Source organism: Pseudomonas sp. TWI923 (assembly GCF_039673365.1).
Classification (GTDB): Bacteria; Pseudomonadota; Gammaproteobacteria; order Pseudomonadales; family Pseudomonadaceae; genus Aquipseudomonas; species Aquipseudomonas sichuanensis.
The window spans coordinates 1-16,424 of the sequence record NZ_JBDJLM010000097.1 but is presented as its reverse complement, the minus strand read 5'-3'; the positions used below and the strand labels follow the sequence as shown (position 1 = coordinate 16,424).

16 protein-coding genes are annotated in these 16,424 nt (G+C 64.2%); 9 read left to right on the top strand and 7 right to left on the bottom strand.

Annotation, left to right across the window (positions count from 1 at the left end; all coding sequences use genetic code 11):
• Positions 1 to 64: 64 nt before the first annotated feature.
• Entirely contained in the window at positions 65 to 1,702 is a 1,638-nt protein-coding gene (locus ABE459_RS23660) for a phosphoethanolamine--lipid A transferase (protein ID WP_323833054.1), read from the bottom strand.
• A gap of 160 nt (positions 1,703 to 1,862) precedes the next feature.
• Positions 1,863 to 2,231, bottom strand: a complete 369-nt coding sequence (locus ABE459_RS23655) for a 5-carboxymethyl-2-hydroxymuconate Delta-isomerase (protein ID WP_153787162.1) — start codon at positions 2,229 to 2,231, stop codon at positions 1,863 to 1,865.
• Between the two features lie 116 nt (positions 2,232 to 2,347).
• Here ABE459_RS23655 and ABE459_RS23650 point away from each other — a divergent pair, with 116 nt between their 5' ends.
• Positions 2,348 to 2,584: a YdcH family protein gene (locus ABE459_RS23650; protein WP_125463057.1), complete on the top strand. Its 237-nt coding sequence runs from the start codon at positions 2,348 to 2,350 to the stop codon at positions 2,582 to 2,584.
• 113 nt (positions 2,585 to 2,697) lie between these two features.
• Here ABE459_RS23650 and ABE459_RS23645 read toward each other — a convergent pair whose 3' ends face one another.
• The gene (locus ABE459_RS23645) at positions 2,698 to 3,873 is read right to left on the bottom strand and encodes a PLP-dependent aspartate aminotransferase family protein (RefSeq protein WP_323833052.1); all 1,176 of its coding nucleotides are present in this window, start codon (positions 3,871 to 3,873) and stop codon (positions 2,698 to 2,700) included.
• A gap of 153 nt (positions 3,874 to 4,026) precedes the next feature.
• Between ABE459_RS23645 and ABE459_RS23640 the strand changes: the two genes are divergently transcribed.
• On the top strand, positions 4,027 to 4,485 hold the full coding sequence (locus ABE459_RS23640; RefSeq protein ID WP_323833050.1) for an Lrp/AsnC family transcriptional regulator: 459 nt from the start codon (positions 4,027 to 4,029) through the stop codon (positions 4,483 to 4,485).
• Positions 4,486 to 4,643: 158 nt separating this feature from the next.
• Here ABE459_RS23640 and ABE459_RS23635 read toward each other — a convergent pair whose 3' ends face one another.
• A complete protein-coding gene (locus ABE459_RS23635; RefSeq protein ID WP_323833048.1) occupies positions 4,644 to 6,971 on the bottom strand; it encodes an FdhF/YdeP family oxidoreductase in 2,328 nt (775 codons plus the stop codon).
• 315 nt (positions 6,972 to 7,286) lie between these two features.
• Here ABE459_RS23635 and moaA point away from each other — a divergent pair, with 315 nt between their 5' ends.
• Both moaA and ABE459_RS23625 read left to right on the top strand, forming a co-directional pair.
• Complete coding sequence (gene moaA, locus ABE459_RS23630) at positions 7,287 to 8,291, top strand: GTP 3',8-cyclase MoaA (protein WP_323833046.1); 1,005 nt, start codon at positions 7,287 to 7,289, stop codon at positions 8,289 to 8,291.
• A 22-nt stretch (positions 8,292 to 8,313) separates the two neighbouring features.
• Positions 8,314 to 9,213: a bestrophin family protein gene (locus ABE459_RS23625; protein WP_258705911.1), complete on the top strand. Its 900-nt coding sequence runs from the start codon at positions 8,314 to 8,316 to the stop codon at positions 9,211 to 9,213.
• Between the two features lie 45 nt (positions 9,214 to 9,258).
• On the opposite strand, the gene ABE459_RS23620 is transcribed toward ABE459_RS23625, so the two are convergent.
• Positions 9,259 to 9,612, bottom strand: coding sequence for a hypothetical protein (locus ABE459_RS23620; RefSeq protein WP_323833043.1), 354 nt, complete (start codon positions 9,610 to 9,612; stop codon positions 9,259 to 9,261).
• 219 nt (positions 9,613 to 9,831) lie between these two features.
• Between ABE459_RS23620 and ABE459_RS23615 the strand changes: the two genes are divergently transcribed.
• Both ABE459_RS23615 and ABE459_RS23610 read left to right on the top strand, forming a co-directional pair.
• Complete coding sequence (locus tag ABE459_RS23615) at positions 9,832 to 11,130, top strand: serine/threonine protein kinase (protein ID WP_323833041.1); 1,299 nt, start codon at positions 9,832 to 9,834, stop codon at positions 11,128 to 11,130.
• The gene (locus tag ABE459_RS23610) at positions 11,123 to 11,938 is read left to right on the top strand and encodes a VacJ family lipoprotein (protein WP_323833038.1); all 816 of its coding nucleotides are present in this window, start codon (positions 11,123 to 11,125) and stop codon (positions 11,936 to 11,938) included. The genes ABE459_RS23615 and ABE459_RS23610 overlap by 8 nt, the downstream gene beginning before the upstream one ends.
• Before the next feature lie 142 nt (positions 11,939 to 12,080).
• Here ABE459_RS23610 and ABE459_RS23605 read toward each other — a convergent pair whose 3' ends face one another.
• Positions 12,081 to 13,229: a patatin-like phospholipase family protein gene (locus tag ABE459_RS23605; RefSeq protein WP_323833036.1), complete on the bottom strand. Its 1,149-nt coding sequence runs from the start codon at positions 13,227 to 13,229 to the stop codon at positions 12,081 to 12,083.
• A gap of 145 nt (positions 13,230 to 13,374) precedes the next feature.
• Positions 13,375 to 14,310, bottom strand: coding sequence for a lipid A biosynthesis lauroyl acyltransferase (locus ABE459_RS23600; RefSeq protein WP_125463049.1), 936 nt, complete (start codon positions 14,308 to 14,310; stop codon positions 13,375 to 13,377).
• A 100-nt stretch (positions 14,311 to 14,410) separates the two neighbouring features.
• Between ABE459_RS23600 and minC the strand changes: the two genes are divergently transcribed.
• The 3 genes from minC to minE all read left to right on the top strand — a co-directional run bounded on the left by minC (position 14,411) and on the right by minE (position 16,345).
• Complete coding sequence (gene minC, locus ABE459_RS23595; RefSeq protein ID WP_323833034.1) at positions 14,411 to 15,178, top strand: septum site-determining protein MinC; 768 nt, start codon at positions 14,411 to 14,413, stop codon at positions 15,176 to 15,178.
• A 96-nt stretch (positions 15,179 to 15,274) separates the two neighbouring features.
• A complete protein-coding gene (gene minD / locus ABE459_RS23590) occupies positions 15,275 to 16,087 on the top strand; it encodes a septum site-determining protein MinD (RefSeq protein ID WP_110996258.1) in 813 nt (270 codons plus the stop codon).
• Between the two features lie 3 nt (positions 16,088 to 16,090).
• Positions 16,091 to 16,345 (top strand): cell division topological specificity factor MinE, encoded by a 255-nt coding sequence (minE, locus tag ABE459_RS23585; RefSeq protein ID WP_023631120.1) that lies wholly within the window; start codon positions 16,091 to 16,093, stop codon positions 16,343 to 16,345.
• Positions 16,346 to 16,424: the final 79 nt, after the last annotated feature.

Genomic DNA, 16,424 nt, shown 5'->3' with positions numbered 1-16,424 from the left:
CTCCCACGCCTCGGCGCTATGTCGTGGGAGCGGGCTTGCCCCGCGATGTCGTTAAAACCCTGCTTCAGCGCCCCGCCGCCAACCACGGCCGGCAGCTGGCGAACATGTCCAGCGACTGCTGGTAGACATCGGTGCGTACCTGCAACAGGCCGAGCATCGAGTGGAACAGGTTGTCCTGGGACAGTGGCGCGTCGCGCAGCTTGGCCAGGCAGTCGGTGTCCAGGCCGAAGTCCTGCTGGTAGCTGTCGGAGAACCAGGTCAACAACGGCACGTGCTTCTGCTGCTCCGGCGCCATCACGTAGGGGGTGCCGTGCAGGTAGAGGTTGTATTCACCCAGCGACTCGCCGTGGTCGGACAGGTAGATCATCGCCGTGTCGACCTTGTCCTGCTTGCTGCGCAGGGTATCGATCAGCGAGCCAAGCACCTTGTCGGTGTAGGCCAGAGTGTTGTCGTAGCCGTTGACGATTTCCGCCTGGCTGCACTGGTTCAGCGCATTGCTGCGGCACACCGGGGTGAACGGCTCGCTGCCCGTCGGGTAGCGTTTGAAGTACTCGGGGCCGTGGCTGCCCATCTGGTGCAGCACCAGCACGGTGTCCTTGTCGAGGTTGTCGATCAGTTCGCCCAGGCCCTGCAGGAGGACCTCGTCGTGGCACTCGCCGTTGGCGCACAGGGCCGGGTCGGCAAGGTTGCTCACGTCGATGAACTGCACGCGGTCGCAGGTGCCCTTGCAGCCGGACTGGTTGTCACGCCACTGCACGGCCAGGCCGGCGCGCTGGAGGATGTCGAGCAGGCCTTCGCGGTTCTTGGCCACGCGGGCGTCATAGTCCTTGCGGGTCATGCCGGAGAACATGCACGGCACCGACACGGCGGTTTCGGTACCGCACGAGTGCACATCGGTAAAGCTCAGCAGGCCCTGCTGTTTGGCCAGGTTCGGCGTGGTGTCGCGGGCATAGCCAAGCAGGCCGAAGTTCTCGGCGCGGGCACTTTCACCCACCACCAGCACGGTCAGCGACTTGCGCTCATGGTGCTGCCAGGCGGCATCGCGGTGGGCATCCGTGCCGTATGGCTGGAAAGGCCGTGATGCAGTACCCAACTGTTCGCTGACATAACCAATGGACGCACCGACGATATTGCTCGGGGTCAGCATCAGGCGCAGTTCGTGGTGGTTGCGAAACAGCGATGCAAGCCCTTGGTAGTTGACCAGTGCCACCGAGCCCAGCGCCGCCACACAGGCCCCCGTCACCACCAATTTGCCCAGCACTTCGCGGTACCAGGGGCGGTAGGCAATTTTTGCCTTCCATACCAACAGCGACGGCAGCACGCCGAGCAACAGGATATACAGCGCAAACTTGATCGACAGCAGGTCGCGAACTTCAGCAACGTTGGTTTCCGCCACATTGCGGAACATGCCGGTATCGATCAGCACGCCATATTGATTCATGAAGTAGGCAACGCCCGCGCCGCTCATGAACAACAGGATCAATACCGGTTTCAACACATACTTGAATGCCAACAAGGTCAATATCAGATTGAAGGCGAACAACATCAGCACGGCGAATGCCAGCCCCAGCCACAGCCCCACCATGCCGGGCGGCACAATGGCTTGCAGGTGTTGCCAGAGGAAGGTGTTAAGGCCGATCAACAGGTAAAGGCTGGCCAGCAGCGTGACCCATTCAGTCCGCAGGGATTTGACGTTGAGCATGGCATTCGCAGGTAGAGTTCATGAGCGGCCAGGGTGCCCGGGCGGGCACCTTGGGAAGTTGGCCGAACTCTAAGAAGGCTAGCATCAATTTTTTGTGAAAAACTTGGTAACAATTGGTCGGAATGCAGCTTTCACCAATTAAACAAGTTTCATTCAGCTTTTATTCAGCCGGCAGTCGCAGCTTGGCGTAGGGCTCACGGTCGATGTCCAGCACCTCCACGCACAGCTGGATATCCAGCCCGGCCTGGGCAGGGATCGCCTCCTGCAGCACCGCGAGCAGGCTGCCCGACAACTGCTGCTTCACCTGCTCCGAGCGCCCGCTGAGGATCGCCAGCCGTACATGGGCGAAGGCACGCTCACCCGGTGCCGTGCCCACCCGGTACTTAGCGAAGGCCTGGGCCCGGCTCTTGATGTCGGCTTCGTCGGCAAACTGGCCGCTGCCCACCAGGGCGTGGTTAAGGCGCAACAACAGCAGGTCGACGTTGAGTTCGCCCAGGTTGTCGCTGTATTCCAGGTTCAGGTGAGGCATGGCGCAGGTTCCGGTCAAGGGAGGGTGTGCGACAGCCTAACCCAGTCCCCCATTGGGGCAAAGGCGGCTATCCTCATGGTTCAGGCCCGTTCGCCAACCCTGAAAGAGGTGAAGAAATGCCAGTTCCGCACGATTTGCTCGCAGACCTGCACGTTAGCGCCGACCAGTTCCAGGCCCTGATCGACAAGAATCAGGACCTGCACAAGCTGCACAAGGACTACAACGCCAAGGACAAGGAAGTGGTGGCTGCCGAAGGCAACGGCAGCGCCGACGACAAGGTCAACCTGTTACGCAAGGAGCGGCTGCTGATCAAGGACAAGATTGAACGGATCGTCCATCCGCCCAAGTCCTGAACACCCCGGATAACCGGGTAAACCCTTCAAAATGATCGCGGGGCAAGCCCGCTCCCACGCCTCGGCGCATGTTTTGTGGGAGCGGGCTTGCCCCGCGATGGCGTTACCAGCCGTCAGGCGGACGCTTTGAGCGCCGTATCCAGGTCCTCGATCAGATCCCGATAGTCCTCGATCCCCATCGACAACCGCACCAGGTTCTCGCTGATACCCATCACGCCCTTCTGCTCAGGGCTGAGCGAGTTGTGCGACATGCTCCAGGAATGGTTGATCATGCTCTCCACGCCGCCCAGCGAATCGGCCAGGACGAAGATCTGCAGCGCCTCGACCAGGCGGTTGACCGCAGCCCGGTCACCCTTGATGCGAATGGCCACCACGGCCCCGCCGGTGCGCATCTGGCGCTTGCACAATTCATGCTGCGGGTGGCTCTCCAACCCTGGGTAATACACCTGCTCGACCTGCGGGTGGCTTTCCAGGTACTGCGCCACGCGCAGTGCGTTGGCGCTCTGGCGCTCCATGCGCACGTCAAGGGTCTTCAGCCCGCGCAGCGCCAGGTAGCAATCGAACGGCCCCTGGATCGCCCCCACCGCCATGCTGATCTTGCGCAGACGCCCCAGCAGTTCGTCGTTGGCCGCCACCACCACGCCGCCGGTGAGGTCGGAGTGGCCGCCGATGTACTTGCTCGCCGAGTGCATCACCAGGTCCACGCCCAAAGTGATCGGCTGCTGGTTCCACGGCGAGCAGAAGGTGTTGTCGATGCAGGTCATGATCCCGCGCGCGCGGGCCAGGTCGCAGACCGCCTTGATATCGACCAGGTGCAGCAAGGGGTTGGTCGGCGACTCGATCCAGATCAGTTGCGTGTTCGGGCGAATCGCCGCGGCCACGGCCTCGACGTCGTTGAGGTCGACGTAGGTGGTGGTCAGGCCCGAGGTGCGCCCGCGGTAGTCTTCCAGCAGGCGGAAGGTGCCGCCGTAGACGCCGTTCATCACCACCACGTGGGCATCCTTGGACAGCAGCTCGAGCACCGTGGCCGTAGCGCTGACGCCAGAAGCACAGGCCACCGCGCCGACACCCTCCTCCAGGGCCGCCACGCAGGTTTCATAGGCATGCCGGGTGGGGTTGCTGACCCGGCTGTAGGCATATTCGGGGTGGTCGTCCAGGCCACGCTTGATGAACGAGCTGGAGGTGACGATGGCCGGGAAGATGGCGTTGTCGGCAACGCTGGACTGCTCGCCGGCGTGGATGGTGCGGGTGGCGAAATTGCGCGGCTTTTCGGACATGGTCGGGTCCATTGACTAAGGGTGGAAAAGCGCAACTATCTCATATCCGCCAGCGACCGGCGCCAGCCAGAACATTATTACCTTATGCGGGCCATAGCGATTCCAAGCTGCATCGCCAACGGCTAATCTCGGGAAACTTTTTCTCGCCTGGAGCCCAAGAGCGACATGGACAGTTTCGACCAGCACATTCTCACCCTGCTCCAGCGCGACGCCTCGATCTCCCTCAAGGACCTGGCCGAAGCGGTCAACCTGACCACAACCCCCTGCTGGAAGCGGGTCAAGCGCCTGGAGGACGAAGGTTATATCCGCGGCCGCGTCGCCCTGCTCGACCCCCAGCGCCTGGGCCTGGGCCTGACGGTGTTCGTCCAGCTCAAGACCCAGCGCCACGACAGCGCCTGGCTGGCGCAGTTCGCCGACACGGTGACCGCGTTCGAGGAGGTGATGGAGGTGTACCGCATGTCCGGCGACTGGGACTACATGCTACGGGTGGTGGTGGGCGACATCGCCGCCTACGACCGCTTCTACAAGAAACTGATCACCAGTACCGACGGGCTGTCGAACATCACCTCGAGCTTTGCCATGGAGCAGATGAAGTACACCACGGCGTATCCGGTGAACCGCTGAGCGGGCTCGCACATCCACTGTAGGAGCGGCCTTGTGTCGCGAAAGGGCCGCAACGCGGCCCCAGGGTTTTGGCGTGACAGCAGAAATCGCCGGGGCTGCGCTGCAGCCCTTTCGCGACACAAGGCCGCTCCTACACAAGGCGTGCGTGACGCCCGGAATCAGTCAGCCACTGCCGCCGCGATCCGGTTCCCCGCGCTGGCCTTCTCCAGTTTGATCGCGACGAACTTCGAGGTTGGCGTGTAAGTGCCGTCGCCATAACTCTCCAACGGCACCAACGGGTTGGTCTCCGGGTAGTACGCCGCCGCCTGCCCCTCGGGCACGTCATAGGCCACCAGGCGGAACCCCGACACCCGCCGCTCGCGGCCATCCGCCCACAACGACACCAGGTCCACCTGCTCGCCCGGCTCGAAACCCAGGCGGCGGATATCGGCCTCGTTGACGAACACCACTTCGCGCAGGCCAAACACCCCGCGATAGCGGTCATCCAGCCCGTACAGGGTGGTGTTGTACTGATCGTGGGAGCGCAGGGTCTGCAGGATCAGGTCGGGCTTGTCGCCACGGGCCAGCACCTGGTCGTTGACCAGTTGCTCGGGCAATAGGCTCGGGGTGAAGCGCGCCTTGCCGGTGGCGGTACGGAAGGTGCGGTCCGCCGCGTTGTTGCCCAGGTGGAAACCGCCCGGATGCTGCAACCGCTCGTTGAAATCGGCAAAGCCTGGAATCACATCGGCAATCATGCTGCGGATGCGGCCGTAGTCGGCAATCGCGTATTCCCAATCGATCGGCATGTTGCCCAGGGTGGCCTTGGCCATGCCGGCAACGATCGCCGGCTCCGAGCGCAGGTGCGGCGAGCGCGGCTTCAGCTGGCCATGGGAGATGTGCACCATGCTGAAGGTGTCTTCGACCGTCACCCCTTGCGGGCCCTCAGCCTGGCTATCGATCTCGGTACGGCCCAGGCACGGCAGGATCAGCGCGTCGCGCCCGGTGACCAGGTGCGAACGGTTGAGCTTGGTGGAGATCTGCACGGTCAGCGCGCAGTTGCGCAGCGCCGCGTGGGTGCGTGGCGTGTCCGGGGTGGCCTGGGCGAAGTTGCCGCCCAGGGCGACGAACACCTTGGCCCGCCCCTCCTCCATGGCCTTGATCGCCAGCACGGCGTTGTCGCCATGGGCACGCGGCACCTTGAACTGGAAGCGCTTTTCCAGGGCGTCGAGCAGTTGCGCCTTGGGTTTTTCGTCGATGCCCATGGTGCGGTCGCCCTGCACGTTGCTGTGGCCGCGTACCGGTGACAGGCCGGCGCCGGGCTTGCCAACGTTGCCGCGCAGCAGTTGCAGGTTGACGATTTCCTGCACGGTCGCCACCGAGTGGCGGTGCTGGGTCACACCCATGGCCCAGCACATGATCACCCGCTCGGCCTTGCGGTACATGCGCGCCGCCAGCTCGATCTCGGCCTTGGTCAGGCCGGACTGCTCGACGATATGATCCCAGGGCGTGGCCTCGACCACGGCCAGGTAAGCCTCGACACCACTGGTGTGCTCGGCGATGAAGGCATGGTCGAACACCGGCGGCTCATGGTTGAGCTGCGCTTCGCGCTCCCACTGCAACAGGTACTTGGCGATACCGCGCATGGCCGCCATGTCGCCGCCCAGCGCCGGACGGAAGTACGCGGTACTGGTGGACTCGGAGCCGTTGCTGAGCATCTCCAGCGGGTGCTGCGGGTGCTGGAAGCGTTCCAGCCCGCGCTCCTTGAGTGGGTTGAAGCACACCACCTGGGCGCCGCGCTTGACCGCCTCACGCAGCGGTTCGAGCATGCGCGGGTGGTTGGTGCCGGGGTTCTGGCCGATGACGAAGATCGCGTCGGCCAGCTCCAGGTCATGGAACACCACGGTGCCCTTGCCCACGCCGAGGGTCTCGGCCATGCCCACGCCGCTGGCTTCGTGGCACATGTTCGAGCAGTCGGGGAAGTTGTTGGTGCCGTAGGCGCGGACGAACAGCTGGTAGAGAAACGCCGCCTCGTTGCTGGCCCGGCCCGAGGTGTAGAACTCGGCCTGGTCGGGCGACTCGAGGCTGTTCAGGTGTTGGCCGATCAGGGCGAAGGCCTCGTCCCAGCTGGTTTCGACATAGTGATCGCTGGCCGCGTCATAGCGCATCGGGTGGGTCAGCCGGCCCTGGTATTCGAGCCAGTAGTCGGTCTGTTCCTGCAGCGCGCTGACGCTGTACTTTGCGAAGAAAGCCGGGTCCACCGAGCGGCCGGTGGCTTCCCAGTTGACCGCCTTGGCGCCGTTCTCGCAGAACTTGACCATGTCGCTCTCCGGCGACTCGCCCCAGGCGCAACCGGGGCAGTCGAAGCCGCCGTTCTGGTTGGTCTTGAGCATGGCCCGCAGATTCTTGAAGGCGTTCTCGCTGCCCAGCCAGCTCTTGGTCACGCTCTTGAGCGCGCCCCAGCCGGCGGCCGGCCCCTTGTAGTCCCTGATGTGTTGGTCCTGGCTCATGCGGTCAATCCTCACGCGGGCATGGTAAAGGTGCGGCGGATCATGTTGTCCGCTGCTTTTTTCCAGCCTATGGAGGGTGGTGTGGGGGCGTCCAATCGAAATGTCTGACGGGGTGATAGGCGGTGTCGATCATGGGTTTCAGGTGTCTGTAATAGACCTTTCGCGGGGCAAGCCCGCTCCCACGAGAATGCCGTGCACGCATCTGCCTGGCCCTTGATAGAGGCCATTGATCAAGCGGTCAGGGAAAGCAATTTGACGGGTCTGGCCCCAGGCGATAGCTTGGATTGCATAGCCCCAACCCTCTCGAGCGCCAACGTGGAACAGAACCCCCAGGCCCTGATCGACGGTTTCAACCGCAAGGTCGACTACCTGCGGATGTCGGTCACCGATCGTTGCGATTTCCGCTGCGTCTACTGCATGGCCGAGGACATGCAGTTCCTGCCGCGCCAGCAGATCCTCAGCCTCGAAGAGCTCTACCAGGTGGCCGAACGCTTCGTCGCCCTGGGCACCCGCAAGATCCGCCTGACCGGCGGTGAGCCCCTGGTTCGCCAGGGCATCGTCGGGCTCTGCGAACGTATCGCCGCCCTGCCCGGCCTGCGTGAACTGTGCCTGACCAGCAATGGCTCGCAGCTCGGCCGCCTGGCCCAGCCGCTGTTCGATGCTGGCGTATCGCGCCTGAACATCAGCCTCGACAGCCTCGACCCCGAGCGCTTCCGCGCCCTGACCCGCACCGGTGACCTGCACCAGGTGATCGCCGGCATCGATGCCGCGCGCGCCGCCGGTTTTCGTCGCACCAAGCTCAACGCCGTGGTGCTCAAGGGCCGCAACGACGACGAGATCGTCGACCTGGTGCGCTTCGCCATCGACCGCGAGCTGGACATCTCGTTCATCGAGGAAATGCCCCTGGGGGTGATCAGCGAACACCAGCGCGACGAGTCCTACTGCTCCAGCGACGATGTGCGCGAGCGCCTGGCCGGGCACTTCAGCCTGATCGAGTCGGCCGAATCCTCCCAAGGCCCGGCCCGCTACTGGCGCCTGGCCGAAGCGCCGAACACCCGGGTAGGCTTCATCTCGCCCCACAGCCACAACTTCTGCGCCACCTGCAACCGCGTGCGCCTGACCGTCGAAGGCCGCCTGCTGCTGTGCCTGGGCAACGAGCACTCGCTGGACCTCAAGCAGGTGCTGCGCCAGCACCCCGGCGACAGCGCCCGCCTGGACAAGGCCATCCGCGAGGCCATGCAGCTCAAACCCTGGCGTCACCACTTCGAAGTGGGTGGCGAGGTGCAGATCCTGCGTTTCATGAACATGACCGGCGGCTGAACGGCCGCCTCGGGAACCCCTCTTGATCGTCCACTCCCGCCCCGACATGCTGCGCGTGCTGTTCACCCTCAAGGGCTCGATCGTCAAGCGCATCGCGTTGCGCTGCCTGATGGTCACCCTGCTGGCCGCACTGATCGTGCTCATCGAGCGGCACTACCCGGCGTTGTTCTACCCGGTCAGCGCCACCCCGTTCACCCTGCTCGGGCTGTCACTGTCGATCTTCATGAGCTTTCGCAACAACGCCTGCTACGACCGTTGGTGGGAAGGACGCAAGGCCTGGGGGCGGATGATCATCGAGGTGCGTTCGTTCGTGCGTGAAAGCGTGGTGATCGAGGATGCGCAACTGCGCTCGGCGATGTTGCGCAGCCTGTGCGGTTTTGCCCACGCCCTGAATGCCCGGCTGCGCAACGAGGACGAACTGCGCGCCGCCCGCCCCTGGCTGGCCGAGCAGGCGCCACTGACCCCGCACAATCTGTGCAACGGCATCCTGCAGGACATCGGTGCGCAATGTTCGCGGCTGGCGCAGCAGCAGGTGATCAGCGAGTTCCGTTACACCACCCTGGAACAGCGCCTGTCGGGGCTGTCGGAGGTGCAGGCCACCTGCGAGCGGATCAAGGGTACGCCGCTGCCATTCCCCTACACCCTGCTGCTGCACCGCACCATCTATATCTTCTGCCTGCTGCTGCCGTTCGCCCTGGCCGAACCGCTGGGCTGGCTGGCGCCGCTGTTCACCACCATCGTCAGCTACACCTTCTTCGGCCTGGATGCCATTGGCAACGAGCTGGAAGACCCGTTCGGCCGGGATGAGAACGACCTGCCGACCGATGCGCTGGTGCGCACCCTCGAGCGCGATGTACTGGCGGCGCTGGGGCATGAGCCTTTGCCGCCGGCATTGGAGCCGGTGGAACACGTGCTGAGTTGAGGTTTCAGCCCGCCACCCTCCAAGCCCGACCCAGCAAGCCGGTAATTACCTGACCAAGCGCAAGCCTGCCAGGACCACCGCAAATACCGCGATGCTCGCGGTATACAGCACCAGCGCCGGCAGCCCGAACACCAGCGCCAGCACTGCAAGCCACCGCCCCAGGCGGCCCGGAGCCAACTGGGCGACCAGCGCCAGCCCCAACGCGCTCCAGGCGATCACCTGGAAATGAATGCCCAAGCCCAGCAGCGAGCGCACCTGGCACTGCCAGATATCCCCCGGCTGCGAACACAAGCCGACCCACTGGGCCGCCTCCATCAAGCCATAACGCACGCCATAACTGGCGGCCAACCACAGGGGCAGGAACAGCAGCAAGGCAATGAGCGGCCACGAACGGGACATCCGGTTCTCCAATAGCGGCAATCGAAAGCGTGAATGATCGCTCACGGGCCGATGTAAGGCAAAATCATGGCCCAGCGGCTATGTTGCACAACACAGACATTGCCGTGGACAACAACATCTGGTGCGACAAAGGTATGAACGGCAGGCAACTTTGCCGTGCCGACCATGGTCCTAGCCTGCGTACAAACTGCACGACCTTGCGTTTTTCTGGGGGACTACATGCTTCGATCTTTGCGCCTCGCCGCGCTGCTTGGCGGCCTGCTCATGGCTGCGGCCGCTTCGGCGCGGGATATCGATGCCGCGAGCTACGGCTACCCATTGACCAACCCGTTCGAGGCGACCATCGCCACCACCCCGCCTGAGCAGCGCCCGACGCTGCCCAGTGACGATGAAATCAACCAGGACGACTACAGCCTCACCCTGCGCCCGGAACGCGAGTTCACCCTGCCGGACAACTTCTGGTCAGTGAAGAAACTGCGCTACCGCCTGGCCAGGCAGGACCACGAGGCGCCGCTGATCTTCCTGATCGCCGGTACCGGCGCGCCCTACTTCAGCTCGATCAACGAATACCTGAAAAAACTGTTCTATCAGGCCGGCTACCACGTGGTGCAGCTGTCCTCGCCGACCAGCTACGACTTCATGAGCGCGGCCTCGCGCTTTGCCACGCCTGGCGTGAGCGCCGAGGATGCCAAGGACCTGTACCGGGTGATGCAGGCGGTGCGCGCCCAGCACCCGCGCCTGCCGGTCAGCGAGTACTACCTGACGGGCTACAGCCTGGGGGCGCTGGATGCAGCCTTCGTCAGCAAGCTGGACGAAACCCGGCGCAGCTTCAACTTCAAGCGCGTGCTGCTGCTCAACCCGCCGGTCAACCTGTACACCTCGATCAGCAACCTGGACAAACTGGTGCAGACCCGGGTCAAGGGCATCGACAAAAGCACCACGTTCTACGAACTGATGCTGGAAAAGCTCACCCGCTACTTCCAGGACAAGGGCTACATCGACCTCAACGAAGCCTTGCTGTACGACTTCCAGCAGTCGCGCCAGCACCTGTCCAACGAACAGATGGCCATGCTGATCGGCACCTCGTTCCGCTTCTCGGCAGCCGACATCGCCTTCACCTCCGACCTGATCAACCGCCGCGGCCTGATCATTCCGCCGAAATTCCCGATTACCGAAACCACCAGCCTCACGCCGTTCTTCAAGCGTGCCCTGCAGTGCGATTTCGACTGCTACCTGACCGAGCAGGTGATCCCCATGTGGCGCGCGCGCACCGACGGCAACAGCCTGCTGCAGCTGATCGACCAGGTCAGCCTGTACGCCCTCGCCGACTACCTGCACGACAGCCCGAAGATCGCCGTGATGCACAACGCCGACGACGTGATCCTCGGCCCCGGCGACATCGGTTTCCTGCGCCGGGTGTTCGGCGAGCGCCTGACCCTGTACCCCCATGGCGGCCACTGCGGCAACCTCAATTACCGCGTCAACAGCGACGCCATGCTGGAGTTCTTCCGTGGTTAACCGATTGCTGCTCGTCACCGCCCTGCTCGCCAGCAGCTGCGCCCTGGCCGAGGAAGTCGCGCCCCGGGCCAGCGTGGTCGAGGCCGACAAGGCCCCGGCCCTCACCGCAGAACCCGATGGGTTCCTCGATCCGCTGCGCGAACTCAAGTTCAACCCGGGCCTGGACCAGCGCGAGTTCGAGCGCTCGACCCTGGCGGCGTTGAACATCTATGACCCGCTGGAAGCGATGAACCGGCGCATCTATCACTTCAACTACCGCTTCGACCAGTGGGTGTTCCTGCCGGTGGTCGATGGCTACCGCTACATCACCCCAAGCTTCGTGCGCACCGGGGTGAACAACTTCTTCAACAACCTGGGCGATGTACCGAACCTGTTCAACAGCGTGTTCCAGCTCAAGGCCAAGCGCTCGGCACAAATCACCGCGCGACTGATGTTCAACACCATCCTCGGTGTGGGCGGGCTGTGGGATCCGGCGACCAGCATGGGGCTGCCGCGCCAGAGCGAGGACTTTGGCCAGACACTTGGCTTCTATGGCGTCCCGGAAGGGCCGTACATCATGCTGCCGATCCTGGGGCCATCGAACCTGCGCGACACCACCGGGCTGGTGGTGGATTACGTGGGCGAGCAGGCGGTCAATTACCTGGACGTGCCGGAGTCTGCCGAAGAGCACCCGGAAATCACGCTGATGCGGGCCATCGACAAGCGCAACAGCACCAACTTCAGCTATGGCCAGACCAACTCGCCGTTCGAGTATGAAAAGCTGCGATACGTGTACACCCAGGCGCGCAAGTTGCAGATCGCCGAATAGCGCCAGCGCGGCCTCTGTAGGAGCGGCCTTGTGTCGCGAACGGGCTGCAACGCAGCCCCGGCGATTTCTGCTTTCACACTGAAATCCCGGGGCCGCGTTGCGGCCCTTTCGCGACACAAGGCCGCTCCTACAGGGGGACTGATTAGCCCGGCAAGCCCAGGAACTGGCACAACTCGCGCTTCTTGGCCAAGGCATCCTTGCGCCCCAGCTCGATCAGCTCGCTGCAATAGCTCGCCTCGAACAGCAGGTAGCTGAGCACCCCCGCCCCGCTGGTTTTGGTCGCCCCCGGCCCGCGCAGGAACAGCCGTAGCGCCGCTGGCAAGTCGCGCCGGTGCCGCGCGGCAATCTCGTCCAGCGGCTGGCTTGGCGCCACCACCAGCACCTCGATCGGTGCCAGCCCCAGGCGCCGTGCATCGAGGTGCGCTGGCAACATGTGGCTGAGGTGGTTGAGGCGTTGCAGCAACTCGATGTCGTCTTCGAGGCTGTCGATGAAGGTGCTGTTGAGCATGTGCCCGCCGATCTGCGCCAGGCTCGGCTGCTGGCCGCTGAACACCCGCTGGGTGGGCAACGGCGGCGCCGGGCGCTGTGGGTTGCCACTGACGCCCACCACCAGCACGCGGCTGGCCCCCAGGTGCAGGGCCGGGCTGATCGGCGCCGACTGACGTACCGCACCGTCGCCAAAAAACTCCTCGCCGAGCCGCACCGGGGCGAACAGCAGCGGGATGGCGGAGCTGGCCAACAGATGGTCGATGGTCAGCGGCGTAGGCATGCCGATGCGTCGGTGGCGCAGCCAGGGCTCGATGGTGTCGCGGCCCTGATAGAAGGTCACCGCCTGGCCGGACTCATAACCGAAGGCGGTCACGGCGATGGCGCGCAACTGGTTGGCGGCCAGGGAATGGGCAATGCCGTCCAGGTCCAGGTGCTGGTGCAGCAGTTTGCGCAGCGGGCGGCTGTCGAGCAGTGCCACCGGCACCTGGCCGCCCAGGCCCAGCAGGCTGTGGCCGACGAAACGGCTGGCCTGGCGGATCACCCCGGGCCAGTCGCTGCGCAGTACCAGGTGGCTGCGAAAATTCTGCCAGAAGGCGGTCAGGTGCTGCACCGATTCGGCGAAGCGGGTGGCGCCGCTGGCCAGCTTGACCGCGTTGATGGCGCCGGCGGAGGTGCCGACGATCACCGGGAACGGGTTGGCCGCGCCGGGCGGCAGCAGTTCGGCGATGCCGGCGAGCACGCCGACCTGGTAGGCGGCGCGGGCGCCGCCGCCGGAGAGGATCAGGCCGGTGGTGGGGGTCATCGAGTCCTTCCTGGATTACTGGTTGGTTCTAGGGCCTCTTCGCTGGCAAGCCAGCTCCCACAGGTACATCGCCGGGCACAGGGTATGCATGATCCCTGTGGGAGCTGGCTTGCCAGCGATGAGGCCGGCCCTGCAATCGAAACACTCAGCGCTTTTTCTTGTCGTACAGCCGCGGCTCACCCTCGGGCCGCGACTTGAACCGCCGGTGCGCCCACAGGTATTGCTCCGGGCACTCGCGCAGCACGCCTTCGACCCACTGGTTGATGCGCAGGCAGTCAGCCTCTTCGGTCTCCCCCGGGAAGCCTTCGAGCGGCGGGTGCACCACCAGGCGGTAGCCGCTGCCATCTTCCAGGCGCTTCTGGGTGAAGGGGATCACCCGGGCCTTGCCCAGGCGGGCGAACTTGCTGGTGGCGGTAACGGTGGCGGCCGGGATGCCGAACAGTGGCACGAAGATGCTCTGCTTCATGCCGTAGTCCTGGTCGGGCGCATACCAGATCGCCCGGCCCTTGCGCAGCAGCTTGAGCATGCCGCGCACATCGTCGCGTTCCACCGCCAGCGAATCGAGGTTGTGGCGCTCGCGGCCACGGCGCTGGATGAAGTCGAACACCGGATTGCCGTGCTCGCGGTACATGCCGTCGATGGTGTGAACCTGGCCCAGCAGCGCGGCGCCGATCTCCAGGGTGGTGAAGTGCACGGCCATGAGGATCGCCCCCTCCCCTTCACGCTGGGCAGCCTGCAGGTGTTCGATGCCTTCGATGTGCGCCAGGCGGGCCAGGCGGGCCTGTGGCCACCACCAGCTCATGGCCATTTCGAAGAAGGCGATGCCGGTGGAGGCGAAATTTTCCTTGAGCAGGCGCTGCCGTTCGTCGCTGGAAAGCTCGGGGAAACACAATTCAAGGTTGCGCGCGGCAATGCGGCGGCGTTCGCCGGCCGCCCGGTACATCAGCGCACCGAGAACGCGGCCGAGCCCGAGCAGGGCGCGGTAGGGCAACTGGGCGACCAGCCACAACAGGCCCAGACCGAGCCACAGGGCCCAGAAACGCGGGTGGAGGAATAGGCGGCGAAAACGCGGGCGTTCCATTGAAGCTTCCGGCAAGACAAGGGCCGAGCATTCTACATCGGTTGCGGGCAATCGGTCTTATCGCTATAAGTCAGGGCACTTTTCTCGCAACAAGCCGTCTATGCAGACCATGAGCCCTAACCAGACACCCGACAACGCCCCCGTGTTCCAGCTCAAGGGCAGCATGCTTGCCATCACCGTGCTGGAACTGGCGCGCAACGACCTCGAATCCCTCGACCGCCAGCTGGCGGCGAAGGTGGCGCAGGCGCCGAACTTCTTCAGCAACACGCCGCTGGTGCTGGCGCTGGACAAGCTGCCCCCTGACGAGGGCGCCATCGACCTGCCCGGGCTGATGCGCGTCTGCCGCCATCATGGCCTGCGCACCCTGGCGATCCGCGCCAACCGCATCGAGGACATCGCCGCGGCGATCGCCATCGACCTGCCGGTGCTGCCGCCTTCCGGAGCCCGCGAGCGCCCGCTGGAGCCGGAGCCGGAGGTGAAAGCGCCGGAACCTGCACCGCCACCGCCACCGCCACCGGCGCCAGCCGAACCCGAAGTGCGCCCGACGCGCATCATCACCACGACGGTGCGCGGCGGCCAGCAGATCTATGCTCAGGGCGGCGACCTGGTGGTCACCGGCTCCGTCAGCCCGGGCGCGGAACTTCTTGCCGATGGCAACATCCATGTGTACGGCGCCATGCGCGGCCGGGCCCTGGCGGGGATCAAGGGCAATACCAAGGCGCGCATCTTCTGCCAGCAGATGACCGCGGAAATGGTCTCCATCGCCGGCCAGTACAAAGTTTGCGAAGACCTGCGCCGCGACCCGCTGTGGGGCTCGGGCGTGCAGGTCAGCCTGTCCGGTGACGTGTTGAACATCACCCGTCTTTAACGGATACTTGCCGGCATTTTTAGCGCAACTTTTTACCGTTGCCGTTTTTTTGTATTTGCAGGGACGCCTGTCCCGATTATTTAGGGGTGAAACACCTTGGCCAAGATTCTCGTGGTTACTTCCGGCAAGGGGGGTGTGGGCAAGACCACCACCAGCGCCGCTATCGGTACCGGCCTCGCACTGCGTGGGCACAAGACTGTCATCGTCGACTTCGACGTCGGCCTGCGTAACCTCGACCTGATCATGGGCTGCGAACGCCGCGTGGTTTACGACTTCGTCAACGTGGTCAACGGCGAAGCCAACCTGCAACAGGCCCTGATCAAGGACAAGCGCCTCGAGAACCTGTACGTGCTGGCCGCCAGCCAGACCCGCGACAAGGACGCGCTGACCAAGGAAGGCGTGGAAAAGGTGCTGATGGAGCTCAAGGAGCAGTTCGAGTTCGTCGTCTGCGACTCGCCGGCCGGTATCGAGAAAGGCGCGCACCTGGCGATGTACTTCGCCGACGAAGCCATCGTCGTGACCAACCCGGAAGTCTCCTCGGTACGTGACTCCGACCGCATGATCGGCCTGCTGTCGAGCAAGTCGCGCCGAGCGGAACAAGGTGACGACCCGATCAAGGAACACCTGCTGATCACCCGCTACCACCCAGAGCGTGTCGAGAAGGGCGAAATGCTGGGCGTCGAAGACGTCAAGGAAATCCTCTCGGTCGAACTGCTGGGTGTGATTCCCGAATCCCAGGCAGTGCTCAAGGCGTCCAACCAGGGCATCCCGGTCATCCTCGATGACCAGAGCGATGCCGGCCAGGCGTACAGTGACACCGTCGACCGCCTGCTGGGCAAGCCCAAGCCACTGCGGTTCATCGAAGTGCCGAAGCAAGGATTCTTCGCACGCCTGTTTGGAGGCAAGTAAACCATGAACCTTTTTGACTTCTTTCGTGGCAGACAGAAACAGAGCAGCGCGTCGGTAGCGAAAGAGCGTCTACAGATCATCGTGGCGCACGAGCGTGGCCAGCGCAGCACCCCGGACTACCTGCCTGCCCTGCAGAAGGAGCTGGTCGAGGTGATTCGCAAGTACGTCAACATCGGCAATGACGACGTGCAGATCGAACTGGAAAACCAGGGCAGCTGCTCGATTCTGGAACTGAACATCACCCTGCCTGATCGCTGAGCTTTCAGCAGCCCCAGGTATACCTTGTGGGAGCGGGCTTGCCCCGCGATGGCCATCGGACGCTATCGCGGGGCAAGCC

Coding starts and splice junctions, on each gene's coding strand:
- ABE459_RS23660 (WP_323833054.1), bottom strand. CDS start 1,702: ATGCTCAACGTCAAATCCCTGCGGACTGAATGGGTCACGCTGCTGGCC.
- ABE459_RS23655 (WP_153787162.1), bottom strand. CDS start 2,231: ATGCCTCACCTGAACCTGGAATACAGCGACAACCTGGGCGAACTCAAC.
- ABE459_RS23650 (WP_125463057.1), top strand. CDS start 2,348: ATGCCAGTTCCGCACGATTTGCTCGCAGACCTGCACGTTAGCGCCGAC.
- ABE459_RS23645 (WP_323833052.1), bottom strand. CDS start 3,873: ATGGACCCGACCATGTCCGAAAAGCCGCGCAATTTCGCCACCCGCACC.
- ABE459_RS23640 (WP_323833050.1), top strand. CDS start 4,027: ATGGACAGTTTCGACCAGCACATTCTCACCCTGCTCCAGCGCGACGCC.
- ABE459_RS23635 (WP_323833048.1), bottom strand. CDS start 6,971: ATGAGCCAGGACCAACACATCAGGGACTACAAGGGGCCGGCCGCCGGC.
- ABE459_RS23620 (WP_323833043.1), bottom strand. CDS start 9,612: ATGTCCCGTTCGTGGCCGCTCATTGCCTTGCTGCTGTTCCTGCCCCTG.
- ABE459_RS23615 (WP_323833041.1), top strand. CDS start 9,832: ATGCTTCGATCTTTGCGCCTCGCCGCGCTGCTTGGCGGCCTGCTCATG.
- ABE459_RS23605 (WP_323833036.1), bottom strand. CDS start 13,229: ATGACCCCCACCACCGGCCTGATCCTCTCCGGCGGCGGCGCCCGCGCC.
- ABE459_RS23600 (WP_125463049.1), bottom strand. CDS start 14,310: ATGGAACGCCCGCGTTTTCGCCGCCTATTCCTCCACCCGCGTTTCTGG.
- minC (WP_323833034.1), top strand. CDS start 14,411: ATGCAGACCATGAGCCCTAACCAGACACCCGACAACGCCCCCGTGTTC.
- minE (WP_023631120.1), top strand. CDS start 16,091: ATGAACCTTTTTGACTTCTTTCGTGGCAGACAGAAACAGAGCAGCGCG.